Source organism: Carbonicoccus niuqiaonis, assembly GCF_050157065.1.
In the GTDB taxonomy this organism is placed as follows: domain Bacteria; phylum Actinomycetota; class Actinomycetes; order Propionibacteriales; family Propionibacteriaceae; genus Avipropionibacterium.
In genome coordinates this window covers 400,644-423,774 of the sequence record NZ_CP189573.1, presented here as the reverse complement: position 1 = coordinate 423,774, position 23,131 = coordinate 400,644, and the positions used below count along the sequence as shown (strand labels likewise).

At 69.2% G+C, this 23,131-nt stretch carries 18 protein-coding genes, 1 tRNA gene and 1 other RNA gene; 8 read left to right on the top strand and 12 right to left on the bottom strand.

The window, feature by feature from the left end; all coding sequences use genetic code 11:
* From ACQBAU_RS01865 to ileS, 3 genes are all read right to left on the bottom strand, one after another.
* Positions 1 to 1,059 carry a substrate-binding periplasmic protein gene (locus tag ACQBAU_RS01865; RefSeq protein ID WP_465256331.1) on the bottom strand — a complete coding sequence of 353 codons (1,059 nt, stop codon included), beginning with the start codon at positions 1,057 to 1,059 and terminating at the stop codon, positions 1 to 3.
* Positions 1,060 to 1,241: 182 nt separating this feature from the next.
* Positions 1,242 to 1,919, bottom strand: coding sequence for an alpha/beta fold hydrolase (locus tag ACQBAU_RS01860; RefSeq protein WP_465256330.1), 678 nt, complete (start codon positions 1,917 to 1,919; stop codon positions 1,242 to 1,244).
* Positions 1,912 to 5,085 carry an isoleucine--tRNA ligase gene (gene ileS / locus ACQBAU_RS01855; RefSeq protein WP_465256329.1) on the bottom strand — a complete coding sequence of 1,058 codons (3,174 nt, stop codon included), beginning with the start codon at positions 5,083 to 5,085 and terminating at the stop codon, positions 1,912 to 1,914. The genes ACQBAU_RS01860 and ileS overlap by 8 nt, the downstream gene beginning before the upstream one ends.
* Positions 5,086 to 5,351: 266 nt before the next feature.
* Here ileS and ACQBAU_RS01850 point away from each other — a divergent pair, with 266 nt between their 5' ends.
* Entirely contained in the window at positions 5,352 to 6,068 is a 717-nt protein-coding gene (locus ACQBAU_RS01850; protein WP_465256328.1) for a hypothetical protein, read from the top strand.
* Between the two features lie 172 nt (positions 6,069 to 6,240).
* Entirely contained in the window at positions 6,241 to 8,199 is a 1,959-nt protein-coding gene (locus tag ACQBAU_RS01845) for a M3 family metallopeptidase (RefSeq protein ID WP_465256327.1), read from the top strand.
* A 52-nt stretch (positions 8,200 to 8,251) separates the two neighbouring features.
* Here ACQBAU_RS01845 and recR read toward each other — a convergent pair whose 3' ends face one another.
* The 7 genes from recR to ACQBAU_RS01810 all read right to left on the bottom strand — a co-directional run bounded on the left by recR (position 8,252) and on the right by ACQBAU_RS01810 (position 15,566).
* A complete protein-coding gene (gene recR, locus ACQBAU_RS01840) occupies positions 8,252 to 8,857 on the bottom strand; it encodes a recombination mediator RecR (RefSeq protein ID WP_465256326.1) in 606 nt (201 codons plus the stop codon).
* Positions 8,857 to 9,183: a YbaB/EbfC family nucleoid-associated protein gene (locus tag ACQBAU_RS01835; RefSeq protein WP_434548665.1), complete on the bottom strand. Its 327-nt coding sequence runs from the start codon at positions 9,181 to 9,183 to the stop codon at positions 8,857 to 8,859. Before ACQBAU_RS01835 ends, recR begins: the two co-directional genes overlap by 1 nt.
* Positions 9,184 to 9,317: 134 nt before the next feature.
* On the bottom strand, positions 9,318 to 11,714 hold the full coding sequence (locus ACQBAU_RS01830) for a DNA polymerase III subunit gamma and tau (protein ID WP_465259489.1): 2,397 nt from the start codon (positions 11,712 to 11,714) through the stop codon (positions 9,318 to 9,320).
* A gap of 195 nt (positions 11,715 to 11,909) precedes the next feature.
* Positions 11,910 to 13,490, bottom strand: a complete 1,581-nt coding sequence (locus ACQBAU_RS01825; RefSeq protein ID WP_465256325.1) for an alkaline phosphatase D family protein — start codon at positions 13,488 to 13,490, stop codon at positions 11,910 to 11,912.
* A 125-nt stretch (positions 13,491 to 13,615) separates the two neighbouring features.
* An RNA gene (gene ffs, locus ACQBAU_RS01820) (signal recognition particle sRNA small type) lies at positions 13,616 to 13,710 on the bottom strand.
* 68 nt (positions 13,711 to 13,778) lie between these two features.
* Positions 13,779 to 14,849, bottom strand: coding sequence for a LacI family DNA-binding transcriptional regulator (locus tag ACQBAU_RS01815; protein WP_465256324.1), 1,071 nt, complete (start codon positions 14,847 to 14,849; stop codon positions 13,779 to 13,781).
* 120 nt (positions 14,850 to 14,969) lie between these two features.
* Positions 14,970 to 15,566, bottom strand: a complete 597-nt coding sequence (locus ACQBAU_RS01810) for a GAP family protein (protein ID WP_465256323.1) — start codon at positions 15,564 to 15,566, stop codon at positions 14,970 to 14,972.
* Positions 15,567 to 15,785: 219 nt separating this feature from the next.
* Between ACQBAU_RS01810 and ACQBAU_RS01805 the strand changes: the two genes are divergently transcribed.
* The 4 genes from ACQBAU_RS01805 (at position 15,786) to ACQBAU_RS01790 (ending at position 18,696) form a co-directional block, all read left to right on the top strand.
* Positions 15,786 to 15,873: transfer RNA gene (locus ACQBAU_RS01805), tRNA-Ser, on the top strand.
* A 184-nt stretch (positions 15,874 to 16,057) separates the two neighbouring features.
* Positions 16,058 to 16,648 (top strand): histidine phosphatase family protein, encoded by a 591-nt coding sequence (locus ACQBAU_RS01800; protein ID WP_465256322.1) that lies wholly within the window; start codon positions 16,058 to 16,060, stop codon positions 16,646 to 16,648.
* Between the two features lie 73 nt (positions 16,649 to 16,721).
* Positions 16,722 to 17,132, top strand: a complete 411-nt coding sequence (locus ACQBAU_RS01795) for a pyridoxamine 5'-phosphate oxidase family protein (RefSeq protein ID WP_465256321.1) — start codon at positions 16,722 to 16,724, stop codon at positions 17,130 to 17,132.
* A complete protein-coding gene (locus ACQBAU_RS01790; protein ID WP_465256320.1) occupies positions 17,113 to 18,696 on the top strand; it encodes a CYTH and CHAD domain-containing protein in 1,584 nt (527 codons plus the stop codon). The genes ACQBAU_RS01795 and ACQBAU_RS01790 overlap by 20 nt, the downstream gene beginning before the upstream one ends.
* 51 nt (positions 18,697 to 18,747) lie before the next feature.
* Here the strand turns inward: ACQBAU_RS01790 and ACQBAU_RS01785 are convergent, their stop codons facing one another.
* Entirely contained in the window at positions 18,748 to 20,067 is a 1,320-nt protein-coding gene (locus ACQBAU_RS01785) for a hypothetical protein (RefSeq protein WP_465256319.1), read from the bottom strand.
* Positions 20,068 to 20,312: 245 nt separating this feature from the next.
* Here ACQBAU_RS01785 and ACQBAU_RS01780 point away from each other — a divergent pair, with 245 nt between their 5' ends.
* Complete coding sequence (locus ACQBAU_RS01780; protein ID WP_465256318.1) at positions 20,313 to 20,507, top strand: hypothetical protein; 195 nt, start codon at positions 20,313 to 20,315, stop codon at positions 20,505 to 20,507.
* Between the two features lie 73 nt (positions 20,508 to 20,580).
* On the opposite strand, the gene gndA is transcribed toward ACQBAU_RS01780, so the two are convergent.
* Entirely contained in the window at positions 20,581 to 22,032 is a 1,452-nt protein-coding gene (gene gndA, locus ACQBAU_RS01775; protein ID WP_465256317.1) for an NADP-dependent phosphogluconate dehydrogenase, read from the bottom strand.
* A gap of 194 nt (positions 22,033 to 22,226) precedes the next feature.
* On the opposite strand from gndA, the gene ACQBAU_RS01770 reads away from it, so the two are divergent.
* Complete coding sequence (locus ACQBAU_RS01770) at positions 22,227 to 23,105, top strand: endonuclease/exonuclease/phosphatase family protein (protein WP_465256316.1); 879 nt, start codon at positions 22,227 to 22,229, stop codon at positions 23,103 to 23,105.
* Positions 23,106 to 23,131 lie beyond the last annotated feature (26 nt).

The following is a 23,131-nucleotide window of genomic DNA, read 5'->3' as shown; positions in this document are numbered from 1 at the left end:
TCATAGGGGGACCAACTCCACCCCAGCCAGGTCGACCAGTCCGACCCGGCCACTGCCCGGTCCGCTGGTCACCTTGACCCTCACCCACAGGGTTCCGTCGCCGGGCGCCCCCCGGCCGGTGCCCGTCGGCCACTCGAGGACGGTGGCTCGGGTGCCGCGCGGCAGCACGGCGATCGTCGCACCGGACTCGTCGACCAGCCTCGGGGCCTGGTCCCCCACACCGATCAGGTCGACCTCCTCGCCGGCGACCGGTGGTTCGAGGGCATCGACCAGGTCGCGGTACTCGGCGGTGGACCGCAGCTCGGCCAGTGAGCGGTTGAACCCCGCCAGCAGTTCGGCGGCCTCGGAGTCCTTGGCCACGTACAGATGGAGGCCCTGGGTCGAGCGGAGCCATGGCTGGTCACCCGGCAGCTGGGCGAACCGGGTGGCATCGACGTCCAAGGTGGCGCTGCGGAGCAGCGCCTCACCCGCGCGGCGTCCCTCCGGGACGAGGTCGACCTCGCCGCGCGACAACGCGAGGAACGCCTCGGCGCTGGAGGCGTAGGGGACGTACTCGCCAACCGCCCGGTCCAGCTCGGGCCAGTAGTCGTACCCGGTGATCTTGGCGACCCGGAGGTCGGCCAGGTCCTCGGCTCGGGTGACCTGCGGGGTGGGCCGGCTGGTGTCGTGGAAGAGCACGTACTCGAACTCCACCAGCGGATCGGACCGGAGGAAGTCGGCGTCGCGGGCCTGGCTGGCGACCAGCGGGAAGGCGCCGAAGGTCTGCCCCTGCGTGGTGCGGGCCAGGGCCAGCTCCCAGGTGGTGAACTGCACCTCGGCCCGGTAGCCCTCCTTGGCCATGGCGAGCGCCACGATCTGGGCGACCGGCCCGCCGTCGGGCAGGTCCGGGCTGACGTACGGGGCCCACGACCCGGTGGCGAGCAGGATCGGCCGTGGTGGCCGGGTCGGGCTGAGCCGCATCCCCGCGATGACCACGGCCACCGTGACCAGGACCGCGGCCGCCACCAACAGCAGGTTGCCTCGCCCGCCCAGGAACGGGCGTCGGCGGCGGGTGGGCATGCCGGACATCATACGGATCACGGGTCTCCCCGCCCGGCGCCTCGTCGACCGACGCCCCTTGCCTCTCCAGACGCGCCTGCCTCGTAAAGATGGGCGCCACAGCGACACAGGTGGCAGATACGTCCACGTGCGTCGCTGTCACGCCCACATTTACGAGCGGTGAGCCCCTAGAACCCGGCGATTCAGTCCAGGAAGGAGAACAGGGCCTGGTTGAAGGCGTCCGGGGCGTCGGTGTTGACGTCGTGGCCGGCCCGTGGGAGCACCTGCACCGTGGCGCTCGGGAGCTTCCCCTCGATCCGGCGGGCAGTCGCGATCGAGGCACCATCGGAGCTGCCGCACAGCAGCAGGGTGGGTTGCGTGATCTGGTCGACCCCACTCAGGTCGGTCGCGGCGGAGGCCACCTTCAACGCAGCGACCACCTTGTCCTTGTCGATGTTCTGCGCCGCGTAGGAGGCCCTCGGCACCAGTTTCGCGACGATGTTCCGAGGGATCCGCAGCTGCCACGGCACCGGCGCCGGAGGGCTGGCCAGCACCAGCCGGTCGAGCCGGTCGTTGTGGCTGACCGCGAACTGCAGGGCCACTCGGGCGCCCAGCGAGACACCGCAGATCGAGGCGGTCTCGGCCCCTTGCAGGTCGAGGGTGCGCGCGACGTCGTCGGCCGCGGCCTGCCAGTCGAACACGTCCTTGCGGCCCGGCCGTAGCCCGTACAGCCACGGCGCCACCGCCCGGAACTGCGACGGCATCGCCACCACCTGGTCCTGCCACGTCTGCGGTGACGTCCCGGCTCCGTGCAGGAACACGATCAGCCGCGGCTGCGGCTCCGGCGCGGGCAGGTCGGGCAGGTCGGGCAGGTCAGGCACGCTGCACCCGCTCGATCCGGAACGACAGCCCGAGGTCCTCGTCTCGCTCCCAGTCCGCACCCGGATCGGCGCGACCGAGCTCGACGGCCAGCACCTCACCGGCCACCAACGCGGAGTGGGCCTCGAGGGCCTCGGCGAGATCGCCGTCGGCCGCCCACTGCACGGTGATCCGGTCCGACACGTCGAACCCGGCGTTCTTGCGGTACTCCTGCACCAGCCGGACGACCTCTCGCGCCAGCCCCGCCCGGGCCAACTCCGGGGTGATCTCCAGGTCCAGCGCAATCGTCTCGCCCTGCTCGTTCACCACCGACCAGCCCTCCCGGGGGCGCTCCGAGATCAGCACGTCGTCCGCGCCGACCTCCACCTCACCGAGGTCGGGAACGGTGACGGCGTACGTCCCGCCCGCAGCGACCGCGGCCGCGAGTGCCGAGGCATCGGCGCCGGCGACGGCCGCGGCCACCTTCGGGGTGTCCTTGGCGAAGCGCTTGCCCAGGTTGCGGAAGTTGCCCTTGGCGGTGTGATCGACCAGGTCACCGGCGCCGGAGAACGACTCGATGCCCCCCAGATTGAGCTCGCCGGCCACCTCGGCCCGCAGCTCCGGGGTGAGCCGCTCGTACGCGGCCGTCGGCACCAGTGCCCGTCGCAACGGCTGCCGGATCTTGACCGACGCCTCAGAGCGGGCCGCCCGGCCCAACTCCACGAGCCGCTTGGTCAACTGCATGGCCGACTCCAACCCGGTGTCGACCACGCCCGCATCAACGGTGGGCCAATCGGCCAGGTGGACCGACGTCGGCGCCTGCGGCTGCATCGCGAACAGGTCCTGCCACACCCGCTCGGTGACGAACGGTGCCACCGGCGCCATCAGCCGGGTCAGCACCTCCAAGGTGTCGTGCAGGGTCTGCAGGGCGCCGGGATCGCCGTCCCAGAAGCGCCGACGGGACCGACGGACGTACCAGTTGGACAGCTCGTCGACGAAGTCGCTGATCAACTGCCCGGCCCGTTGGGTGTCGAAGTCCTCGAGGGCAGCGGTCACCTGACCGACGAGGGTGTTGGTCGCCGAGGTGAGCCACCGGTCCAGCACATGATCACTGGGAGCTTGATCAACAGCCGGCGTCCAGCCGTTCGTCCTGGCGTACAGCACCTGGAAGGCCACCGTGTTCCAGTACGTCAGCAGCACCTTGCGAACGGTCTCGACGATCGTCTGGTGCCCGACCCGACGGGCGGCCCACGGCGACCCGGAGGCGACCATGAACCAGCGGACCGCATCGGCACCGTGCTCGTCCATCAACGGGATCGGTTCGAGGATGTTGCCCAGGTGCTTGCTCATCTTGCGGCCGTCCTCGGCCAGCAGGTGCCCCAGGCACAACACGTTGCGGTACGACGACTGGTCGAACACCAGCGTGCCGACGGCCATCAACGTGTAGAACCAACCACGCGTCTGGTCGATCGCCTCGCAGATGAAGTCGGCCGGGTAGGCACGCTCGAGTGCGGCCGTCGACCCCGGGGCATGCGGGTAGCCCCATTGCGCGAACGGCATCGACCCGGAGTCGAACCATGCGTCGATCACCTCGGGGACCCGCCGATAGGTGCCCGTCACCCCGGGCCGGGTGAACGTCACGTCGTCGATGAACGGGCGGTGCGGGTCGAGTTCGGACAGGTCACGCCCGGCCAGTTCTCCCAACTCCGCAAGGGATCCGACGCACACCATGTCAGTCGGGTCGTCGTCATTGCGCCAGATCGGCAAAGGGGTGCCCCAGTACCTCTTGCGCGACAACGCCCAGTCGACGTTGTTGTCGAGCCAATCGCCGTACCGGCCGTGCTTGATCGTCTCCGGGTACCAGGTGGTGCCCTCGTTCTCCCGGACGAGCGCGTCAACGATCTGGGTGGTCCGGATGTACCAGGACGGCTGGGCGTAGTAGATCAACACGGTGTGACAGCGCCAACAGTGCGGATAGGAGTGCTCGTAGCTCTGGTGACGGAACAACAGGCCACGCTCGGTGAGGTCGTGGACCAGCACCTCGTCGGCGTCCTTGAAGAACATCCCCCCGACCAGACCAAGATCAGCTTCGAACCGACCCTGTCCGTCGATCGGGTTGACCAGGGCGACCCCGTTGCGTCGACAGGAGGCGAAGTCGTCCTCACCGAATGCGGGCGCCTGGTGCACCAGCCCCGTGCCGTCCTCGGTGGTGACGTACTCCTCGTTGACGACGAAGTGCGCGGTGCCGGGCCAGTCGACCAGTTCAAAGGGCCGCTGGTACGTCCAGCCGATCATGTCGGCGCCGGTGAACGAGTCGACGACCCGCCACCCTTCGCCGCCGAGCACCTTCTCCAGCAGGGATTCGGCCAGCACCAGTCGTCGTTCGCCGTGCTCGAGCACCACGTACGTGACGTCGGCGCGGGCCGCGACCAGGCCGTTCGACACCAGGGTCCACGGGGTCGTCGTCCACACCAGCAGGGAGGCGGTGCCGGCGTGCGGGCCGGAGGTCAGCGGGAACTGGACGTACACCGACGGGTCGGTGACCGTCTCGTACCCCTGGGCCAGTTCATGATCACTCAGCCCGGTACCGCAGCGCGGGCAGTACGGGGCGACGCGATGGTCCTCGACCAGCAGTCCCTTGTCGAAGATCTGCTTGAGCGCCCACCACACCGACTGCACGTAACCCGGATCCATCGTCCAGTACGCGTTGTCGAAGTTGACCCAGTAGCCCATCCGCTCGGTCATCTCGGTGAACGCGTCGACATGGCGTTGCACCGATTCGCGGCACTTCGCGTTGAACGCCTCGACCCCGTACGCCTCGATGTCGGCCTTGCCGGCGAAGCCGAGCTCCTTCTCCACCGCCAGCTCGACCGGCAGGCCGTGACAGTCCCAGCCAGCCTTGCGATCGACCCGCCGGCCCTGCATCGTGCGGAACCGGGGGAACAGGTCCTTGAAGACTCGTGCCTCGACGTGGTGGGTGCCCGGGTTGCCGTTCGCCGTCGGCGGGCCCTCGTAGAAGGTCCACGGTTCCCCGTCTCGGGTGCGCTCCAACGACGCATTGAACGTGTCGTTGGCCTCCCAGAACGCCAGTACCTCCCGGTCGACCGCGGGCAGGTCCACCTGACTGGGTACGGGGCGGTACGGGCTGGTCGCGCCTGCTGGCCGGTCCGTCCCTGAGTGCTGGTCCATGAGTGGGCTCCTGCGTCTCGTCGTCTCACAGTTCGTCACTGCGAAGGGACGACGCCGGACGTGCCGGACCGCGGTACCACCCTCCTTGGTCACCATCCCCCGGGCGGGGAGCCGGTGACCCACTTCGTTGCGCCGCTGGTGGTTCTAGTGAGCACCGGGAGAGGTGCCGTTCTTCCACCGGCTCCGGAGTGATGGCTCCTTCACGGCCGTGCGACCCCACCAGTCTATGCCCGACCGGAGCCGTTGTGCACCCTAGAATCGATCTGGTGACCACGCAGACCTCGCCCACCACTCCCCCGGACCGCGACGGCGGCGACGCGAGTGCGGCCGGGTCGCCCGGCACGCGGATCGGGTCGCTGATCTGCGCGATCGGCGGGGCGGGTTGGTGGATCGCGGGGAGCGGCCCTCGTGAGGGTGCGTTCTTCCCGCTGGCCCTGCTCGGACTGGCCTGCGGCGCGACCTTGGTCTGGTTCGTCCTGCGGCACCTGCCCGACGACGGCGAGCTGGACCAGTTCCGCGCCGGGGTGAAGCGGTACAACCTGGTCAACCTGGCCCAGATCGGCGGGATCGTGGTGGCGATCGTGGTCGGTGTGCTGACCGGGCGACCCGAGCTGATCCCCGGTCTGATCGCGCTCGTCAACGGGGCCCACTTCGTCGGGCTCGCCCGGACCATGCGACAGCCCACGTACGCCCGCCTCGGTCTGGTGGTGGTCGGGATCGGTCTGGTCGGCCTGGTGATCGGGATCGTCACCTCCCGGGTCGACACCACGCTCAGCCTGGTCGGCTTCTGCGTCGCGATCGCCTACTGGTTCGTGCCTGCGTCCGCCCTGCTCCGTCAGCTCGCGAAGACCCGTCCCGTCACCAACCAGTTCCACCTCACCGAGGACGACGAGGTCGACTCGGAATGGAACGACGAGGGTGAGGGCGATGAAGGCGATGAAGGCGGCTGGGACGACGACGTGGACGTGTCCGACCGGCCCTGAACCGCCGACCGGGCAGTTGGAGAGCCCGCGCCACACCGACCGGGCAGTTGGAGAGCCCGCGCCACACCGACCGGGCAGTTGGAGAGCCGACTTCCGATGAATCACCTCTCCGGTTGCCCTCTCGGGGCACGGTTTCCCGATGGAGGGGCGGCGACGAACGTAGGGTGTGCCAATGACGTTGAATCCCCTTGCCTTGCCGGACACCGACGACGCGGACGCCTGGACGAGGTTCGTCGACGAGCGGGCTGACACGGCGCTGACCAGGGCCCGGGCGATCGTGGCCGACCTCAAGGACGGGTCGACCCGGACCGCGGACGAGGTCCTGCACCTCTGGAACGACTGCGACATCGAGGCAGCCAACTCGTCGACCTTCGCCTCGCTGTTGTCGGAGGTTCATCCTGACCCCTCGGTCCGTGAACTGGCCGAGGCCAAGCTGCAGGCGACCACGACCTTCCTCACCCAGCGGGGCCAGGACCGTGACCTCCACAAGGTGTTGAGCGAGATCGACGCGGGTGCCCTTGACGCCACGGCGACCCGGCTGCTGGAGCACGTCCTGCGTGACTTCCGGCGCAGTGGCGTCGCCGCCGACGACGCGACCCGCGCCCGGCTCACCGAGATCAACGACCGGCTGGTCGTCGTCAGTCAGGAGTTCTCGCGCAACGTCCGTGACGACGTCCGGTCGATCATGATCACCCCCGACCAACTCGCCGGACTGCCCGAGGACTACATCGCCGACCACCCGGCCGATGCGGACGGCCGGGTGAGGATCACCACCGACTACCCGGACCTGATCCCGTACCTCACCTTCGCCCGGGACCGCAGCGCCCGCCTCGCGTTGAGCCACGAATCGACCAACCGGGCCTGGCCGGCCAACGACCCACTGCTGCACGAACTGGTGGAGCTGCGCGCCGAGCTGGCATCCCTGCTGGGGTACGACTCCTGGCCCGACTTCGACGCCGAGGTCAAGATGATCAAGACCGGCGACGCGATCGGTGAGTTCATCGACCGGATCAGTGCCCTCGCCGAATCAAGTGCCCAGAAGGACTTCGCCGTCCTGCTCGACCGGGCCCGTGCCGACGACCCGTCGATCACGGAACTCTTCGGGGCTGATCAGTCGTACTACGCGGAGCTGGTGCGCCGGGAGCAGTTCGACGTCGACGCCCGACAGGTACGGCGTTACTTCGACTTCACCCGGGTCCGGGCCGGGCTGCTCACGGTCACCGGTCGACTGTTCGGGATCAGCTACGAGGAGGTCACCGATGCCGCGACCTGGCATCCGGATGTGACCACCTACGACGTCGTACGGGACGGGCGGCGGATCGGCCGGATCCACCTCGACCTGCATCCGCGGGACGGCAAGTACAAGCACGCCGCCCAGTTCGACCTGGTCACCGGGGTGTCCGGTCGCCAGCTGCCGGAAGGAACGCTGGTCTGCAACTTCCCGCGCGAACTGATGGAGCACACCCAGGTGGTGACCCTGTTCCACGAGTTCGGGCATCTGGTGCACCACGTCCTGGGTGGTGATCAACAGTGGTCCCGCTTCTCCGGCGTCGCCACCGAATGGGACTTCGTGGAGGCCCCGTCGCAGATGCTCGAGGAATGGGCCTGGGACGTCGACATCCTCCAGTCCTTCGCCCACGACGCCGACGGGCAACCGATCCCGGCCGACCTCGTGGCCCGGATGCGGACGGCCAAGGAGTTCGGCCGCGGCTACAACGCCCGTACCCAGATGTTCTACGCCGCACTGTCGTACCGGCTCCACCTGGAGCGCCCCGCCGACCACACCGCGATGGTCCGCGAACTGCAGGCACGACACAGCCTGTTGGCGTACCTGCCCGACACCCACTTCCAGGCGGCGTTCGGGCACCTCGACGGCTACAGCTCCGGCTACTACACCTACATGTGGAGCCTGGTGATCGCCAAGGACCTGTTCTCTGCGTTCAGTGCTGACGACCTGTTCGCCCCCGAGGTCGCCGGCCGCTATCGCGATGCGGTGCTGGCGCGGGGTGGCTCGGCCGATGCCACCGACCTGGTCGCCGACTTCCTCGGCCGCGACTACTCGTTCGAGGCGTTCGGGCGCTGGCTCGGCGGAGACGATGCCGACTCCGCCGGGCACCACCGGGACAACTGATCGGTCCGCCGGGGCGTCGGCTGATCGCGTCCGTTCAGCTGATCGCGTCCGTTCAGCTGGTCGCGTCGAGGTAGCGGCGCCCCTCGAAGGCTCGCCCCAAGGTGACCTCGTCGGCGTACTCGAGGTCACCACCGACCGGGAGTCCGCTCGCGAGTCGAGCCACCCGTACGCCCAGCGGCAGCAACATCCGACTCAGGTACGAGGCCGTCGCCTCGCCCTCCAGGTTGGGATCGGTGGCGATGATGACCTCCTTCACCGTGTCGTCGGCCAGCCGCTGGACGAGCTCGCGAATGCGCAACTCACCGGGCCCGATCCCGTCGATCGGGCTGATCGCGCCACCCAGCACGTGGTACGTGCCACGGAACTCCCGGGTGCGCTCGATCGCCGGTACGTCCTTGGACTCCTCGACGACGCAGATCACCGCCGGGTCTCGCCGTGGGTCACGGCAGATCCGACAGCGGGTCTCGGACGAGACGTTGAAGCACACCTCACAGAACTTCACCGTCGCCTTGACCGTCGTCAGCGCGGTCGCGAGTCGCTCCACGTCGTCGGGATCAGCCGCCAGCAGGTGAAAAGCGATCCGCTGTGCACTCTTCGGCCCGATACCGGGAAGCCGGCCGAGTTCGTCGATCAGCGACTGGATCGCGCCTTCGTACATCAGCCACCCAGGCCGGGCATGCCACCCAGGCCGTCGGCCATCGGGCCGAGCTTCGACGAGGCGAGCGCCTTGGCGTTGTTGTGGGCGTCGCGGACGGCGGCGACGACGAGGTCGGCCAACCCGTCGATGTCATCGGCGTCGACTGCTTCGGGCTTGATGTCGAGGGAGAGCAGCTCGAAGGAGCCGTTCACCTTCGCGGTGACGAGGTCACCACCGGCCGAGCCGGTCACCTCGGTGGCCTGGAGCTCTTCCTGGGCGCGGGCCAGTTGGGCCTGCATCGCCTGTGCCTGCTCGAGCAGTCCCTGCATGTCACCTTGGCCGAACATGGCTTCTCCTTGTTGTCGAGGGCGCGATCCTTCGCCGACGCGTACTCCCCCAGCGTAGTCGCCAGGAGCCGTGGCACGACGGCGACCGGCGGGCCCGCGGGTGGGTTGGTCAGACGCGTTGAGCCAGCGGTTCGTCAGGCGGGCTCGTCGGGCTCGATGATCTCGGCGCCCAGGTGTCGGGCCAGCAACTCGGTGTGGGACTCGATCCGGTCGTCGAGGACGTCGTCGTCGCGGTCGATGACCTCCTCGGCCTGCTCCGGCTCTGCCGCGGCGCGGCCCTGGTGTCGGGTCGGTCGGATCGATTCCCGGAGTGAACTCTTGCGGCTCTCCGCTGCGCCCGCGGCTGGTCCGGACGGGGCCGGTTCGCTCGGTGCATACTCCGGCGGCGGCGCCCCACCCGGCTCGTCCCACGGGTCGTGGGGAGGTTCGTCGGACTGCGGCGGGACGCTCGGTGAGCCGTACGGCGTCGCGTCGCGCTCTGCTGGTGTGGCGGTGGCGACGGGCGACACACGCTGGGAGTCGGGTGCCGCGTACGACTGTGCAGCGGGCGGCCCAGCGGCGGGGCCGGGACCCCGTTGTGGCACGGGGTTGTCTGGCAGCCCGGGACCTCCCGGATCACCCGGCGCTGCGGGCCGGCCCGAGCCCGACCGGGACGGCTGTGGAGCCGCGCCGCCATCACCGGCACCGCGATCAGGCCCCGGTGACCGGGGAGCACCACCACCGCCGGAACGACCACGGCCGGGTTCGCCACCGCTTCCGTCCACGATGGCCTGGATGGTGAACTGCGTCCCGAGCACCTCGATCAGCGACTCGGCCAGCACGTCCTCCGAACCACCCTTGGCGTAGTTGTCGCGGGCCCCGGCGTTCGCGAGCCCGAGGGTGAGCTTGTCACCGGCCACGTCGACGACGTGGGAGTTCTGGCTGAGCAGGATCCAGGTGTAGCGGCGTCGCGACTTCACCGCCTCCAACACCTCCGGCCAGAGCCGCCGCACATCGGCGGTGCCGAGACCACCGGTGGCTGCGGTCGGACGCGACTCCGGCGGCTGCGGGGACTCCTGCGTCGCAGCAGCTGGCGGTGCCGGCGGTTGGGGAACCTGCGGCGCGGGCGGTGCGGAGTCGGCCGACCGACCGGGCCGGTCGGCCTCGGCCCCGTGGGCAACGGTCGGCACGTCGGCGGGGGTTGCCTCGCTCCGGGCAGCCGCTCGGGCTGCGGTCCGGCCGTCCGGTGCGGGAGCCGCGGCCGGCGGTGCGGCGCCGTCGGTGACCCCGTTCATCCCCATCCTGCGCTCGATGCGATCGATCCGGGCATGCAGGCCGCGGCCGTCCAGGTCAGCCTCGGGCAGCAGCACCCGCGAGCACATCAACTCCAGGTGGAGCCGCGGCGCGGTCGTACCGCGCATCTCGGTGAGGCCGTCGGCGATCACCTCGGCGGCCCGGGTCAACTCACCGGGGCCGAGTGCCGCCGCCTGAGCCTGCAGTCGTTCGGCCTGGTCCACAGCGACGTCGACCAAGCCGGTCGTGACCGCGTCCGGCACCGCCGCGACGATGATCAGGTCGCGCAACCGCCGGAGCAGATCCTCGGCGAACCGCTTCGGGTCCTGCCCGACCTCGATCACCTTGTCGACCGCGGCGAACACGCCGGCGGAGTCACCGGCGGCGAACGCGTCGAGCACCTCGTCCAACAACGAGTCGGGGGTGTAACCGAGCAGGGCCGCCGCCTGCCCGTACGACACACCGTCCTCGTCGGCCCCGCCGAGCAGCTGGTCGAGCACCGACAGCGAGTCACGGACCGACCCGGCGCCGGCCCGGACGACCAGCGGCAGGACGGCCTCCTCGACCTCGACCCCTTCGGCCCGGCACAACGTGGCGAGGTAGTTGCCCAACACCTTCGGCGGGACCAGTCGGAACGGGTAGTGATGGGTCCGCGACCGGATCGTGCCGATCACCTTGTCCGGCTCGGTCGTCGCGAACACGAACTTCACGTGCGGCGGCGGCTCCTCCACCAGCTTCAGCAGCGCGTTGAAGCCGGCCGGGGTCACCATGTGAGCCTCGTCGACGATGTAGATCTTGTACCGCGACTGGACCGGGGCGAAGAAGGCCCGCTCCCGCAGGTCACGGGCGTCGTCGACACCACCGTGGGAGGCCGCGTCGATCTCGATCACGTCGATGCTGCCCGGACCACCTCGAGCCAGGTCCCGACACGAGTCGCACTCGCCGCACGGGGTCGGCGTCGGACCCTTCGCACAGTTGAGCGCGCGGGCGAGGATCCGGGCACTGGTGGTCTTGCCGCAGCCACGTGGACCGGAGAACAGGTAGGCGTGGTTGACCCGGTTGTTCTGCAGGGCACGTTGCAGTGGCTCGGTGACGTGGTCCTGCCCGATCAGGTCGGCGAACGTGTCGGGCCGATAGCGGCGGTAGAGCGCGAGCGGCGCCGCCGGCGCCTCGACTCCGGCCGGCGCCTCGACCAGGGCGTCGGTGTCGGGCGGCGGCCCAGCGTCGAACTCGCCCCCGTCGGTCGGTTCCACGTCCATCTCATCCACGTCGAGAACCCTAGCCGCCGACACCGACAGTGCCCACCGGGTCACGGGCGGATGACCCTCCCGCCGATTCCGCGGAGCGACCGGTCAATGGTGCGAGTGGGCTCGCTGCAGGCGTGGCGGCCCCTTGCAGCATCCGTCGACCGGTCGGTCTGCGGAATCCGTCCCCGACCTGGGTGTCAGCCCGGCTCAGAGGGCGACGGCACCGGGTTGGTCGCCGGCCACCGTCCAGGAGCTGATCGTCTCGATGGTCGCCGCCGGCGACAGCACCGTCGACACGGCCCGGTAGTCGATCCGGAGTTGATCCCGATCGACCGTCGCCAGTGCGTAGCCGTGGCTGTTGTCCCGATACAGCAGGTGCGGGGTCGACTGCTTGGCCGGACCGTACGTCGGGTTCGGCACCCGCTCGCCACCGGAGTTGATCGAGGTCACCAGGAACTCGGTGGCGATCGGCGGCGCGCCGGTGTCCCAGTCGCGGTACGTCGGCGGCGTGTTGGCGACCCAGTTGCGGTGCGAGTCGCCGGTGATCACGACGAAGTTCCGGATGTGTTCGGCGGCCAACAGGTCCAGGATGGCCTGCCGATCGGCCACGAAGCCGTCCCACGCGGCGAGGTTCACGTCCTTGTCCGGCTTGGCGTTCTTGTTCTTGTCCCGCATCGTGAAGAAGACCTGGTTGGCCAACACGTTCCACTGCGCCGTCGACGTCCGCAGACCGTCGTGCAACCAGCGCTCCTGCTGGTCGCCCAAGATGGTGCGGTCGGGGTCGAGGGCCGGCGGGCAGAACCCGCCGTCGCGGTCCTCGACCGCGCACTCCCCGGACGGCGACTCCTGACGGAAGTGCCGGGTGGTGATGACGTGGAAGTCCACCAGGTCCCCGTACGAGAGCCGCCGGTACGCGCCGGGGAGCTGCCAGCCGACCGGACGACTGCTGGGCAGCAACGGCATGTTCTCCCAGAAGGCCTGCATGCCGACGATCCGACGGGCCACGCGTGCCGGGTCGGGGTCGGTCGAGAACCAGTTGTTGTCGATCTCGTTGTCGTCGATCGTCACGACCCACGGCAGCAGTCGATGCGCCTCCGCCAGCTGCGGATCGGTCCGGTAGTGGGCGTAGCGGAGTCGGAAGTCGGCGAGCGTCTCACAGGAGTGCTGCGGTGCGTTCTGGCGCTCGACCAGGTGTCCGCCACCCGGGGTCACCAGCCCCGGCTGGCGGTAGATGTAGTCGCCGAGGAAGAACACCACGTCGGGGTCGTCGGCAACCATGTGCGGGTAGCCGGAGAAGTAGCCGTTCGAGTACGACTGGCAGCTGGCGAACGCGAAGGTCATGTCGCGGGTACCGGTGCCGGCTGCCATCGTCTTGGTCCGTCCCACCGGACTGACGTCCTGCCCGACGCGGAAGCGGTAGAAGTATTCGCGGCCGGGCTGCAGCCCGGTCACGTCGACGTGGACGGAATGGCCCACCTCCGCGGAGGTGACCGTTGCGCCGGACCGGACCACGCGACGCAGTTGTTCGTCCTCGGCCACCTGCCAGCTCACCGGGACCCGGCGGTCCGGCATCCCGCCCGAGCCGTCGAGCGCTCCCGGATCGGGTGCGAGGCGGGTCCAGATCACGACCGCATCGGTGCGCGGCTCGCCGCTGGCCACGCCGACGGCGAACGGATCGGAACCGAAGCGGGGGTTCGCCCAGACCGGGCCCACGATGCCGGTGGCGGCTGCGGACCCCACCCCGAGGGCGAGGAACAGTCGTCGGTCAAGGCCGGGTGGTGGTGTCATGGGGTCCTCCTGGGTTCACTGGATCAGCAAGAACCTGCAGGGTTGCCCGCAACAGCCGGTGTCGGTTGGGGTGGTGCCGGGTGAACACTGGGCGAGCGATCGGCGCGTGGGCCCGGCCCGGACATGGAAGGGTCCCCCGCGTACCCATCAGAGCTCACTTACCCTTGCTGCCTTCCGGCCCTGGGGGAGTTGGGCGAGATGACGCCACGCGGGGGACTTCGACCCATCTTACCGGCACCGGATCGCCCGGCCAAGCCGTCAACGCCGCGGCGCTCCGAGCGCGGACGATCAGTGAGGCCGGTTCGGCGCCACCGATTCCCGTACGACCACGTGACTCGCGAGGGTGAGCCGATGACCGGGCTCCAGCTCCGGATCGGTGCCGAGTGCCGCCTGCGCCGCCCGGCGCCCCAGCTCGGTGAACGGCGTGTGGACCGTCGTCAGCGCGGGGATCAACATCGCGGACTGCTGCTCGTCGTCGAATCCGATCACCGACAGCTGGTCGGGCACCGTGACCCCGCGTACGTGGGCGGCGCGGAGTGCGCCCATGGCCTGAGCATCGCTGTCGGCGAAGATCGCGGTCACGTCCGGGTGGTCTTGGAGCAGTTCGTCGGCACGCCCGGCGGCGTCGGGCCCCGACCGTCCGCCCGCCATGATCAGCGCGGGGTCGATGTCCACCCCGAAGGAACGGAACGCGTCCTCGTACCCGCGGCTCCGTTCGTCACTCGTGCTGAACCCGACGGGGCCACGCAGCAGGCCGATCCGGCGGTGTCCCTTCCCCAGCAGCTGGCTGACCGCCGCCTCGCCACCGGCTCGGTTCTCGTAGTCGATCACCGCGACCTCGGCCACCTCGATCTCGGGTAGCCCACGACCGCAGAAGACGACCCGTACGCCGCGGTCGGTGAGCGTCCGGATCCGCCGCGGCACCTCGGTCCGCCACTCCTGGGTGGGGTTCGTGCCACCCACGACCACGACGGCGGCGACGTCAAGGCTCCGGGTGAGGGTGTCGAGGGCACGGATCTCGCGCTCCGGGTTGGACTCGGTGACCGCGAAGGTGCACAGGTGCTCGGCGTCGGCGGTCACCGCCTCGACACTGGCGATGATCTCGGCGACGGCCAGGTGTCGTGGCGAGGGCGCGAGCACGACGACGCGCGGCGTCTCGCGTGCCGGCTCCCGTCGTTGCCGCAGCAGGCGATAGCCGAGGGCGTCGACCGAGGCGAGTACGCGCTCCCGCGTTTCCGGCGCGATCGGCTGGTTCCCTTGCAGGGCACGAGACGCCGTCGCCACCGACACACCCGCGTGCTCGGCGACGTCCTTGAGCGTCGGCCCCTTCGTCACCATCGTCCGTTCATCGACGCCCATCCTCCACGTTCACCCCGTCTCGCCTGCATCTGCCCCGGTGACACAGCCTAGCCCGGAGACGTCTGTGCAGCCGTCGGTCGCGCAGAGTGCCCCCGGTGGTGTCGACGTACGACACAACCTTCAACGCAGCAGGTTGTAAAGGCCCAGACCGGTCAACAAGGCGCCGACGCCGTACAGCAGGACGACCGTGAGCATGGCGCCATGCGCGTCGATCCAGTCCCGAACCGACTTGAGCTTGGTCCGCGCGGACTCGCCGCTCGTCACGTACAACACCGTCGGGACCGCGACCGTCGAGACGCCGACCACGCAGAACCAGACGAGGATCAGCACCGTGGGCAGCAGGTTCAGCTGTCGGGTGGTGCCGGCGGCGGCGAAGGTGAGGATGAGGTTCTCGGGGTGGAAGGCGAACTGGAAACCGACGACCAGGCAGCTGAACGGACCGAGCGTGCTCAGCCAGTCGAGGAATCGGTTGCCCGACTTGTGTTCCGGTCGGGGGGCGCGGCGCCGGTCCCAGATCAACCAGACGGTGGCGACGAACAGCAGGACGACCCCGGCGAAGAGCTCGAAGACACCGGAGTTGCCGCGCAGCGGGTGCCACGCGATCTGCTGCGCGCCGAGTGCACCCAGGGCGAAGAGGATCGCCAGCCCGGCGGCGTAGCCGATGGTCAGCCACGCGCCGCTGGCGGCCCGCTTGGTGCCGAGCAGGACCGCGATCACCTAGAGCACCGGCAACGTCGTGAACGCCACGATCAGCCCATAGCCGGTCGAGGCGAAGAACGAGGCCACAGTGTCCACGTGCCACTCCGATTCGTGCCTGAGGTGGTGATCATTCTGCACCGTGTGCCGCGGTGGGGTCGGGAGGCTGTCCGCAGGTTGGCGGCCGACCGACCCGCGACGATTGGCCCATCCCCCACCACAGGCGGTAACCTCCCCCGTGGAGGATTCGCCTAGTGGCCTATGGCGCTCGCTTGGAAAGCGGGTTGGGTTAACGCCCTCAGGGGTTCGAATCCCCTATCCTCCGCCACGCGAACGGCGCTCACCCGGGGACGGCGCCCCTGCGGGTGCTGCCAGATCGCCGGGATCCGCAACTCGTGCTGTTGGGATGTCCACCCTGCGCACAGGTGGGTCTGCACACTCGTGCGCCAGAACGCTGTCGCCGTCGACGGATGCTGTGCCCGTTGACGACTCGCAGTCCGTAGGGTGCAAGCGTGAAGACCTTGGAAGTCCGGCGACACTCGCTCACCAAGAAGGGGGCGGCCCGGGAACAGGGTTCGCTGTTGTCGTCCGAGGGCGTGCGTCTCGCACGGCTGCTCGGTGACACCTTGCCCCGATTCGACCATGTACTGACGGGTCCCGATCGGCGCCACGTCGAGACAGCGATCGCGCTGGGCCATGCGGTCGACGAGATGATCAACTGGCCGTCTGGCTACGTACCAATGGTCGTTGGTCACCATGACCAATGGCGATGGGACCATCCGTACGAGCGATACTCCGAGCTGCTGCTGCAGAGTCAGGAGCTGCGAGACGTCGCAGATGAGCACCTTCAGCATTGGCGCCGCGCAGTCGACCAGGTGCCAGCTGGTGGCGCTGCCCTGGTCATCTCGTCCGGGGGATCGATCGAGCCTGTCCTGGTGAGGGCGGTGCAGGGCGGCGACATGGCGGGATGGGGCTCGGCTCTGCATCATCTGGATGGAGCGACCCTCACCTTCGAAGAGGGCACATGTGTCGACGTCAGGGTCCACCACGGTTGGGTGCAAGAACGAGTGTCCAGCAGGTCGTCGGACCCGACGGAATCCTGATCCAGCAGCGCGACTGTGAGGCAACCGATCCCGTCACGGACGCCCACGGACAGAGCTCTGCGATGCTGTGGCGATGCCGCTGACGAATCCTTGGCTTGCCGGGCCCACCCCAGACGGGGAGCTTCCCCGCGAACGCCTCGAAGAACGCATCCTCAACCTGCTCTCGACCCAGAACATGGCGGTGATCGCCACCATCAACCCCGACGGCTCACCGGCAGCGACGCCTGTCCGCTACTACAGCCTCGGCTTCGAAATCTTCTACAGCAGCTGGAACGCCTCACCCAAGTCACGCAATCTCCGCCGCGATGCTCGCGTTTCCGCCGCCGTCTTCGCCCCGTTGGTCGGACTGGCCAGCAGCCGTGGCGCCCAACTCTTCGGAAATGCCCGAACGCTCGAACGGGATGATCCCGAAGCCGACGGCTACTGGGATCCCGCAGCGGTCGGCAGTGGTGCGAGAATGGGCGATGGCCAAGGAGCATCGTGAGGTGGAACGCAAGTTCGAGGTGAGTGGCGACCTGCCGCTCCCCTCGCTCGACGAGGTGGCCGATGTGGCCACCGTCGACGAACCCGTGGTCCACCAGCTGGCCGCCACCTACTTCGACACCGAAGACCTGGCCCTCGCCGCACACCACGTCACCTTGCGACGCCGCACCGGCGGCGAAGACGCGGGCTGGCACCTGAAGCTGCCGGCCGGGCTCGACACCCGCCACGAGATCCAACTTCCACTGGGGCGCGCGGTACGGACCGTGCCCACGGCGTTGCGGGTGGCGGTGCAGCTGTACGCCAGGGGCGCGGCGCTGGCGCCGGTCGCCGTGCTCGAGACCCATCGCACGGTCCACCGGCTTCGCGATGCCGATGGGGTCGTGCTCGCCGAGGTGTCCGACGACCGGGTGACCGCCCGCACGTCCGTACCGGCCACCGGCCAGGCTCGTGCCACCGAGGTGATCAGCGAGTGGCGGGAGTGGGAGGTGGAGCTGGTCGACGGCAAGCGGCGCCACCTGAAGCAGGCGTCCCGGACGCTCACCAACGCCGGTGCCGTGCCGGCGCGCAGTCTGTCCAAGCTTGGCCGGGCTCTGGGGGATGGTGCTCTCGCGGCGCCTCTCGACAAGCTCGAGGGGCGGGGGGCGACCCCAGTCACCGAGGGGCGGAGGTCGGGCGCCACTCCCAAGGGCGCGGCGGCCGTCGTCCACGCCCGGCTGCGCGAACAGGTGGCCGAGCTGAAGTTCCAGGATCCCTTCGTGCGCGGGGATGCCGAGGATGCCGTCCATGACATGCGGGTCGCGATGCGGCGGCTCCGCAGTGCCCTGGCCACGTTCCGGCCACTGTTCGACCACACCCGGACCGAGCCGCTGCGCACCGAGCTGCAGTGGATCGCCGGCGTGCTCGGCGAGGCCCGTGACGCCGAGGTGATGGCGATGCGGCTCCGGGCGCTGGTGGCCGAGCAACCGGCCGAGTTGCTCATCGGCCCTGTCCTCGAGCGGATCGACGACGACCTGGCCGCCCGCTACCGCGAGGCGCATGATCGGTCGGTCGCGGCGATGCAGTCACCGCGGTACCACGAGCTGGTGGACCGGCTCGACGAGCTCGTCGCCCACACCCCCTGGGCGCCGGCCCCCGGCGGGGACGCCGACGAGGTGCTGCTCGCCCGGGTCAAGCATGAGGACAAGCGATTGCGCAAGCGCGTGACGGCTGCGGCCGAAGCCACCGATCGGGCGGAACGCGACGAACTGTTGCACGAGGTGCGCAAGGCCGCCAAGCGGGCACGCTATGCGGCCGAGACCGTCGAATCACGGTACGGCCAGGCCGCGTCCGACTATTCGAGTGCCGCCAAGGAGGTGCAGTCGGTGCTCGGTGACCAGCACGACGCTGTCGTCACTCTGCGGGTGCTGCGGGAGCTGGCAGTCCGGGCGCACCAGGCGGGTCAGGACACGTTCACCCTCGGCCGACTGCACGCGATCGAGGAGGCCCGGGCCGAGGAACTGGTGACCGCGTACGACGAGGTCTGGGCGAACGCCAAGGCCACGAAGCTGCGCCGCTGGATGCACTGACATCTGCCCGACGCAGCGACACCCCTCGCTGCGTGGGGTGGAGGGGCAGGGTCAGGTGAGTAGGGCCGCGATCCGGGCGTGGATCTGGTCCTCGGTCTCGATGACGTAGCGGCCGGACCTCAAGTGCCACATGTTGGCGTGCAGCACCTCGTACCCTAGCTCCTCGAACTGCCGGCGCACCGACACGTAGCCGACCATGGCGCCGGTGTAGCCCAAGGTGATCACACCGTCATACCGGTCGCCATGATCCACCTTCAACCGCAGTGCGTGCTCCGCAGTCATCTCGCCGGCCATGGTGATCATGGCCAGCGAGGTGCCGATGGTCAGCGTCTGGATCTCAAACGGCACCGAGGTCAGCAGCTCGGCGTCCGCGTCCAGCCGGCCCTGCCAGTGTTCGGCCCAGGTCTGCTTGAACGGCTCGGGTGCGGCGGCCGCCTCTGCCACCGCCTCGCGAGTTGCCGGCTCGGTGTGCAGCACCTCCACCACCGACTGGATCGCGATCGGGCCGGTGACCGGCCGGGCGTCGGCCACCGCAGCGACGACCGCAGCACCAAGCTCGTCGCCGATCTCCTTGACCTGCTCGACGGTGCGGAACCCGAAGCCGTCCTCGTTCGGATCGGCGGGCCGTGGCTTCGCGTCGCCACCACAACCCTGCAGGAACGCGACCTGGGCGTTGGGGAACGCCTCGTCGACGTGATCCATCGCGAAGCTGACGTAGTCACCACCGATCGCGAGTCCACTCCGGGACGTCGGGTGACAGGCGTAGCCGAACAGCAGCCCGCGCGGCGTGTCGTCACCGACGGAGCGGAACACCAGCACCGGCACGTCATGATCGACCGGACCGTCCGGGTTGGGCAACATCGCGTCGAACACCAACGGCGGGTTTTCCGGGTCGGGCAGGCGACGATTGGTGGCGATGTCGCTGTGGCCGAGGGCGTAGCTGATCGTGCAGCGGTTGCGATGGCGGTACGCCCGGAGCGCGGCCCGGGCGATCTTCCCGATCGCCTCGTCGATGTACTCGTCGTCGAGCCAGCCGTGGGAGTTGCGGCCGGTCTCGTGCACCGCCGGCCCACAGTGGGTGTGGCTGGCGTTCAGCACGATGTCGGAGGCCGGGATCCCGGTGAGCTGGGTGATCGCGCGACGGACCCGGTCGGCGAGTTGGTAGCACCCCAACCATTCGACGCTGATGATCATGACGTCGCGCTCACCGTCGCCGATCGCGGTCGCAACGGCGCGCAGCGGGTGGTAGACCGAGGTGCTGCCGTGCCGCGCCCTGGCCGCGAATCCCCCCAGCGGTCCGCCGACCGGCGGGGTGACGTCCGCGGTGGACATCCCCACGTCGTACTGGGTGATCGGTGCTGCCTCGGACATGTAAAGGTCCTCCTTGACGTGATAAATCAGTTGCCGTCGTCAACCGTGCTTCGTAGAGTTCTTTCTACCCGGCGATGATCAACATCGCCCAGACCGGAAGGAGGTGTCCCACGTGATGATCACCATTGCGAACCCGTTCGACGCCCTTCCGGTCGTCACCTCCTGAGGAGACGACCGGGCGTCCACGACGTCACCCGTCGGCAAGTCCCTTCCCACCCGCACCATCGGCCATCCTGTTCCAGGGTTTGCCGCATGCCCAGGAGTTGATCATGTACGACCGCGACTATCCCCTACACCTGCTCTCGCTGGATTCCGAACGCAGCAAGAGCGAACGCGCCCACCGACGGTGGGTGGAGAACCAAGCCGTACGTGCCTCGCGCCGTACCCTGCGCCTGCCCATACTGGCAGGCCGGGCGGCCCGGCGCCTGCGGCTCGCCTGACCCCGGACGTTCGAGGGCCCGACCCCGGCCCTCGAACGCCCGGTCAGCGATCCGTCGACCAGGCTCTTGCGGACTAGTCCGCCGGCGACTCGGAGCCGTCACCACTCCACTCGACGTGGAAACTTCCCTCGACGTCGATCCGCTTGTAGGTGTGGGCTCCGAAGAGGTCGCGCTGCCCCTGCACCACCGCGGCCGGCAGCCGGTCCCGCCGCAGCGAGTCGAAGTAGGCCAACGACGCGCTGAATGCCGGCACCGGGATCCCGGCATTGACCGCACGACCGATCACCCGCCGCCAGGCGGCCTCGGCCTTCTCGACGTCCGCGGCGAAGGTGTTGTCCACCAACAGGTTCGCCAGGTCGGGGTTCGCCTCGTACGCCTCCTTGATGCGATCGAGGAAGGCCGCGCGGATGATGCAGCCACCACGCCAGATGGTCGCCAGGTCGCCCGGGTTCACGCCCCACTCGAACTCGTTGCTGGCGGTCCGGATCAGGTCGAAGCCCTGCGCGTACGCCACGATCTTGGACGCGTACAGCGCCTGCTCGACGTCGTCGATCAACGCCTTCGCGTCGTCGGCCTGCTCGGCAGTCACGTCACCGAACCGCTCCCGTACGGCGGCTCGCTGCTCGGGCTGGCTCGACACCGCACGGGCGAACACCGCCTCGGCGATCGCTCCGACCGGTACGCCCAGCGACAGCGCGGACTGCACGGTCCAGGTGCCGGTGCCCTTCTGCGCCGCCGCATCCAGGATGACGTCGACCAACGGCTTTCCGGTCCGCTCGTCGACCTTCGCCAACACCTCGGCGGTGATCTCGATCAGGAACGAGTCGAGCACACCGGTGTTCCAGCGCTTGAACTCCTCGGCCAGCTCGGCCGGCGACATCCCGGTCAGGCTGCGGATCACGTCGTACGCCTCCGCGATCAGCTGCATGTCGGCGTACTCGATGCCGTTGTGCACCATCTTCACGAAGTGACCGGCCGCGTCGGGGCCGATGTGGCGGCAGCAGGGCTCACCGTCGACCTGGGCCGAGATCTTCTCCAACATCGGCGCCAGGTGGGAGTACGCGTCGGCGTCACCGCCGGGCATGATCGACGGGCCGTTCAGCGCACCCTCCTCGCCGCCGGAGACACCCGTACCGACGAAGCGGATCCCCTGCTCCTTCAGGGCCTTCTCCCGGCGACGCGTGTCGTCCCAGTGCGCGTTGCCGGCGTCGACGACGATGTCGTCGGTGTCCAGCAGGGGCACCAGCTGGTCGATCACCGCGTCGGTGGGGCCGCCGGCCTTGACCATGATGATGATCTTGCGCGGGGTGGCCAGCGACTGGACGAAGTCCTCCATCTCCTCGGTGGCCACGAAGGTGCCGTCGTCGCCGTGTTCCTCGATCAGCTTGTCGGTCTTGGCGCGGCTGCGGTTGTGCACCGCGACGCGGAACCCGTTGCGGGCGAGGTTGCGGGCGAGGTTGGCCCCCATCACCGCCAGGCCGGTCACCCCGACGTCGGCGAGCTCCTGCTCGGCTGCCTGGGTCATCACAACTCTCCTTCACGTCGACACTGTGCTGGTCCTCATCGTCCCACCCCGGCCGCGCGAGGTCGACGGGTGTCCCGACAGCCCCCGGCGACCGCTCCGACTTCGGGCGGAGTTCATCAGCGATTCGCCCATCCGTCGCCGGACGCTGGATAGCGTTCCCGGGTACCACCAACCCCCATTGGAGGAGTTCATCCATGTCCCACGACGTGTCCCTGTCCCGCCGCGGCCTGATCGCGCTGGCCGGCGGTGCTGCCGCTGCCGGTGTGGCCAGCCTCGCCCTGCCGACGCCCGCGCGTGCCGAGGAGTCCGCCCCGGCCGGCGGCCCCGTGCCCGTCCGGGTGATGACGTACAACATCCACGCCGGCGCGAACGCCCAGCACGTGTTCGACCTGCAGCCGCAGATCGAGGTGATCCGGGAGTCGGGTGCCGACATCGTCGGCATGCAGGAGGTCGACCACCACTGGAGTGCGCGGTCGGACTGGATCTCCGAGGTCGAGGTGATGGCCGAGGCGCTCGGCATGTTCGCCTTCTTCGGTCCGATCCTCGACAACGATCCGATCAACCCGGGTGAGCCGCGTCGCCAGTTCGGCTGCGCCACGCTGTCGAAGTACCCGTTCATCCTGACCCAGGACCACGAGATCCTGCGCTACGCCGACGGCCGGTACGCCTTCGGGTTCCCGCAGGTGCGGGTGAACGTCGACGGCGCCCACGTCGACGTGTTCAACTCGCACCTCGACTACCGTGGCGACCCGTTCATCCGGACCGGCCAGAACGCCGACATGATCCGGATCGCGTCACAGTTCACCGGCCAGCAGATCCTGCTGGGTGACCTGAACGCCCGCCCCGCACAGCCGGAGATGCAGCCGCTGTGGGAGCACTGGGACGACGCGTGGCTCGCCGAGGGCGAGGGCCCCGGGTACACGTTCAACGCGATCACCCCGGACCGCCGGATCGACTACATCCTGCTGAAGAACGGCCCGCAGGTGACCAACATCGAGGTGCTCGACACCCAGGCCTCCGACCACCGCCCGCTGGTCGCCGACATCCTGCTGCGGCGCGGCCGCAACGGCTGAGCCACCAGCGCGGTTTTCCGCAGACC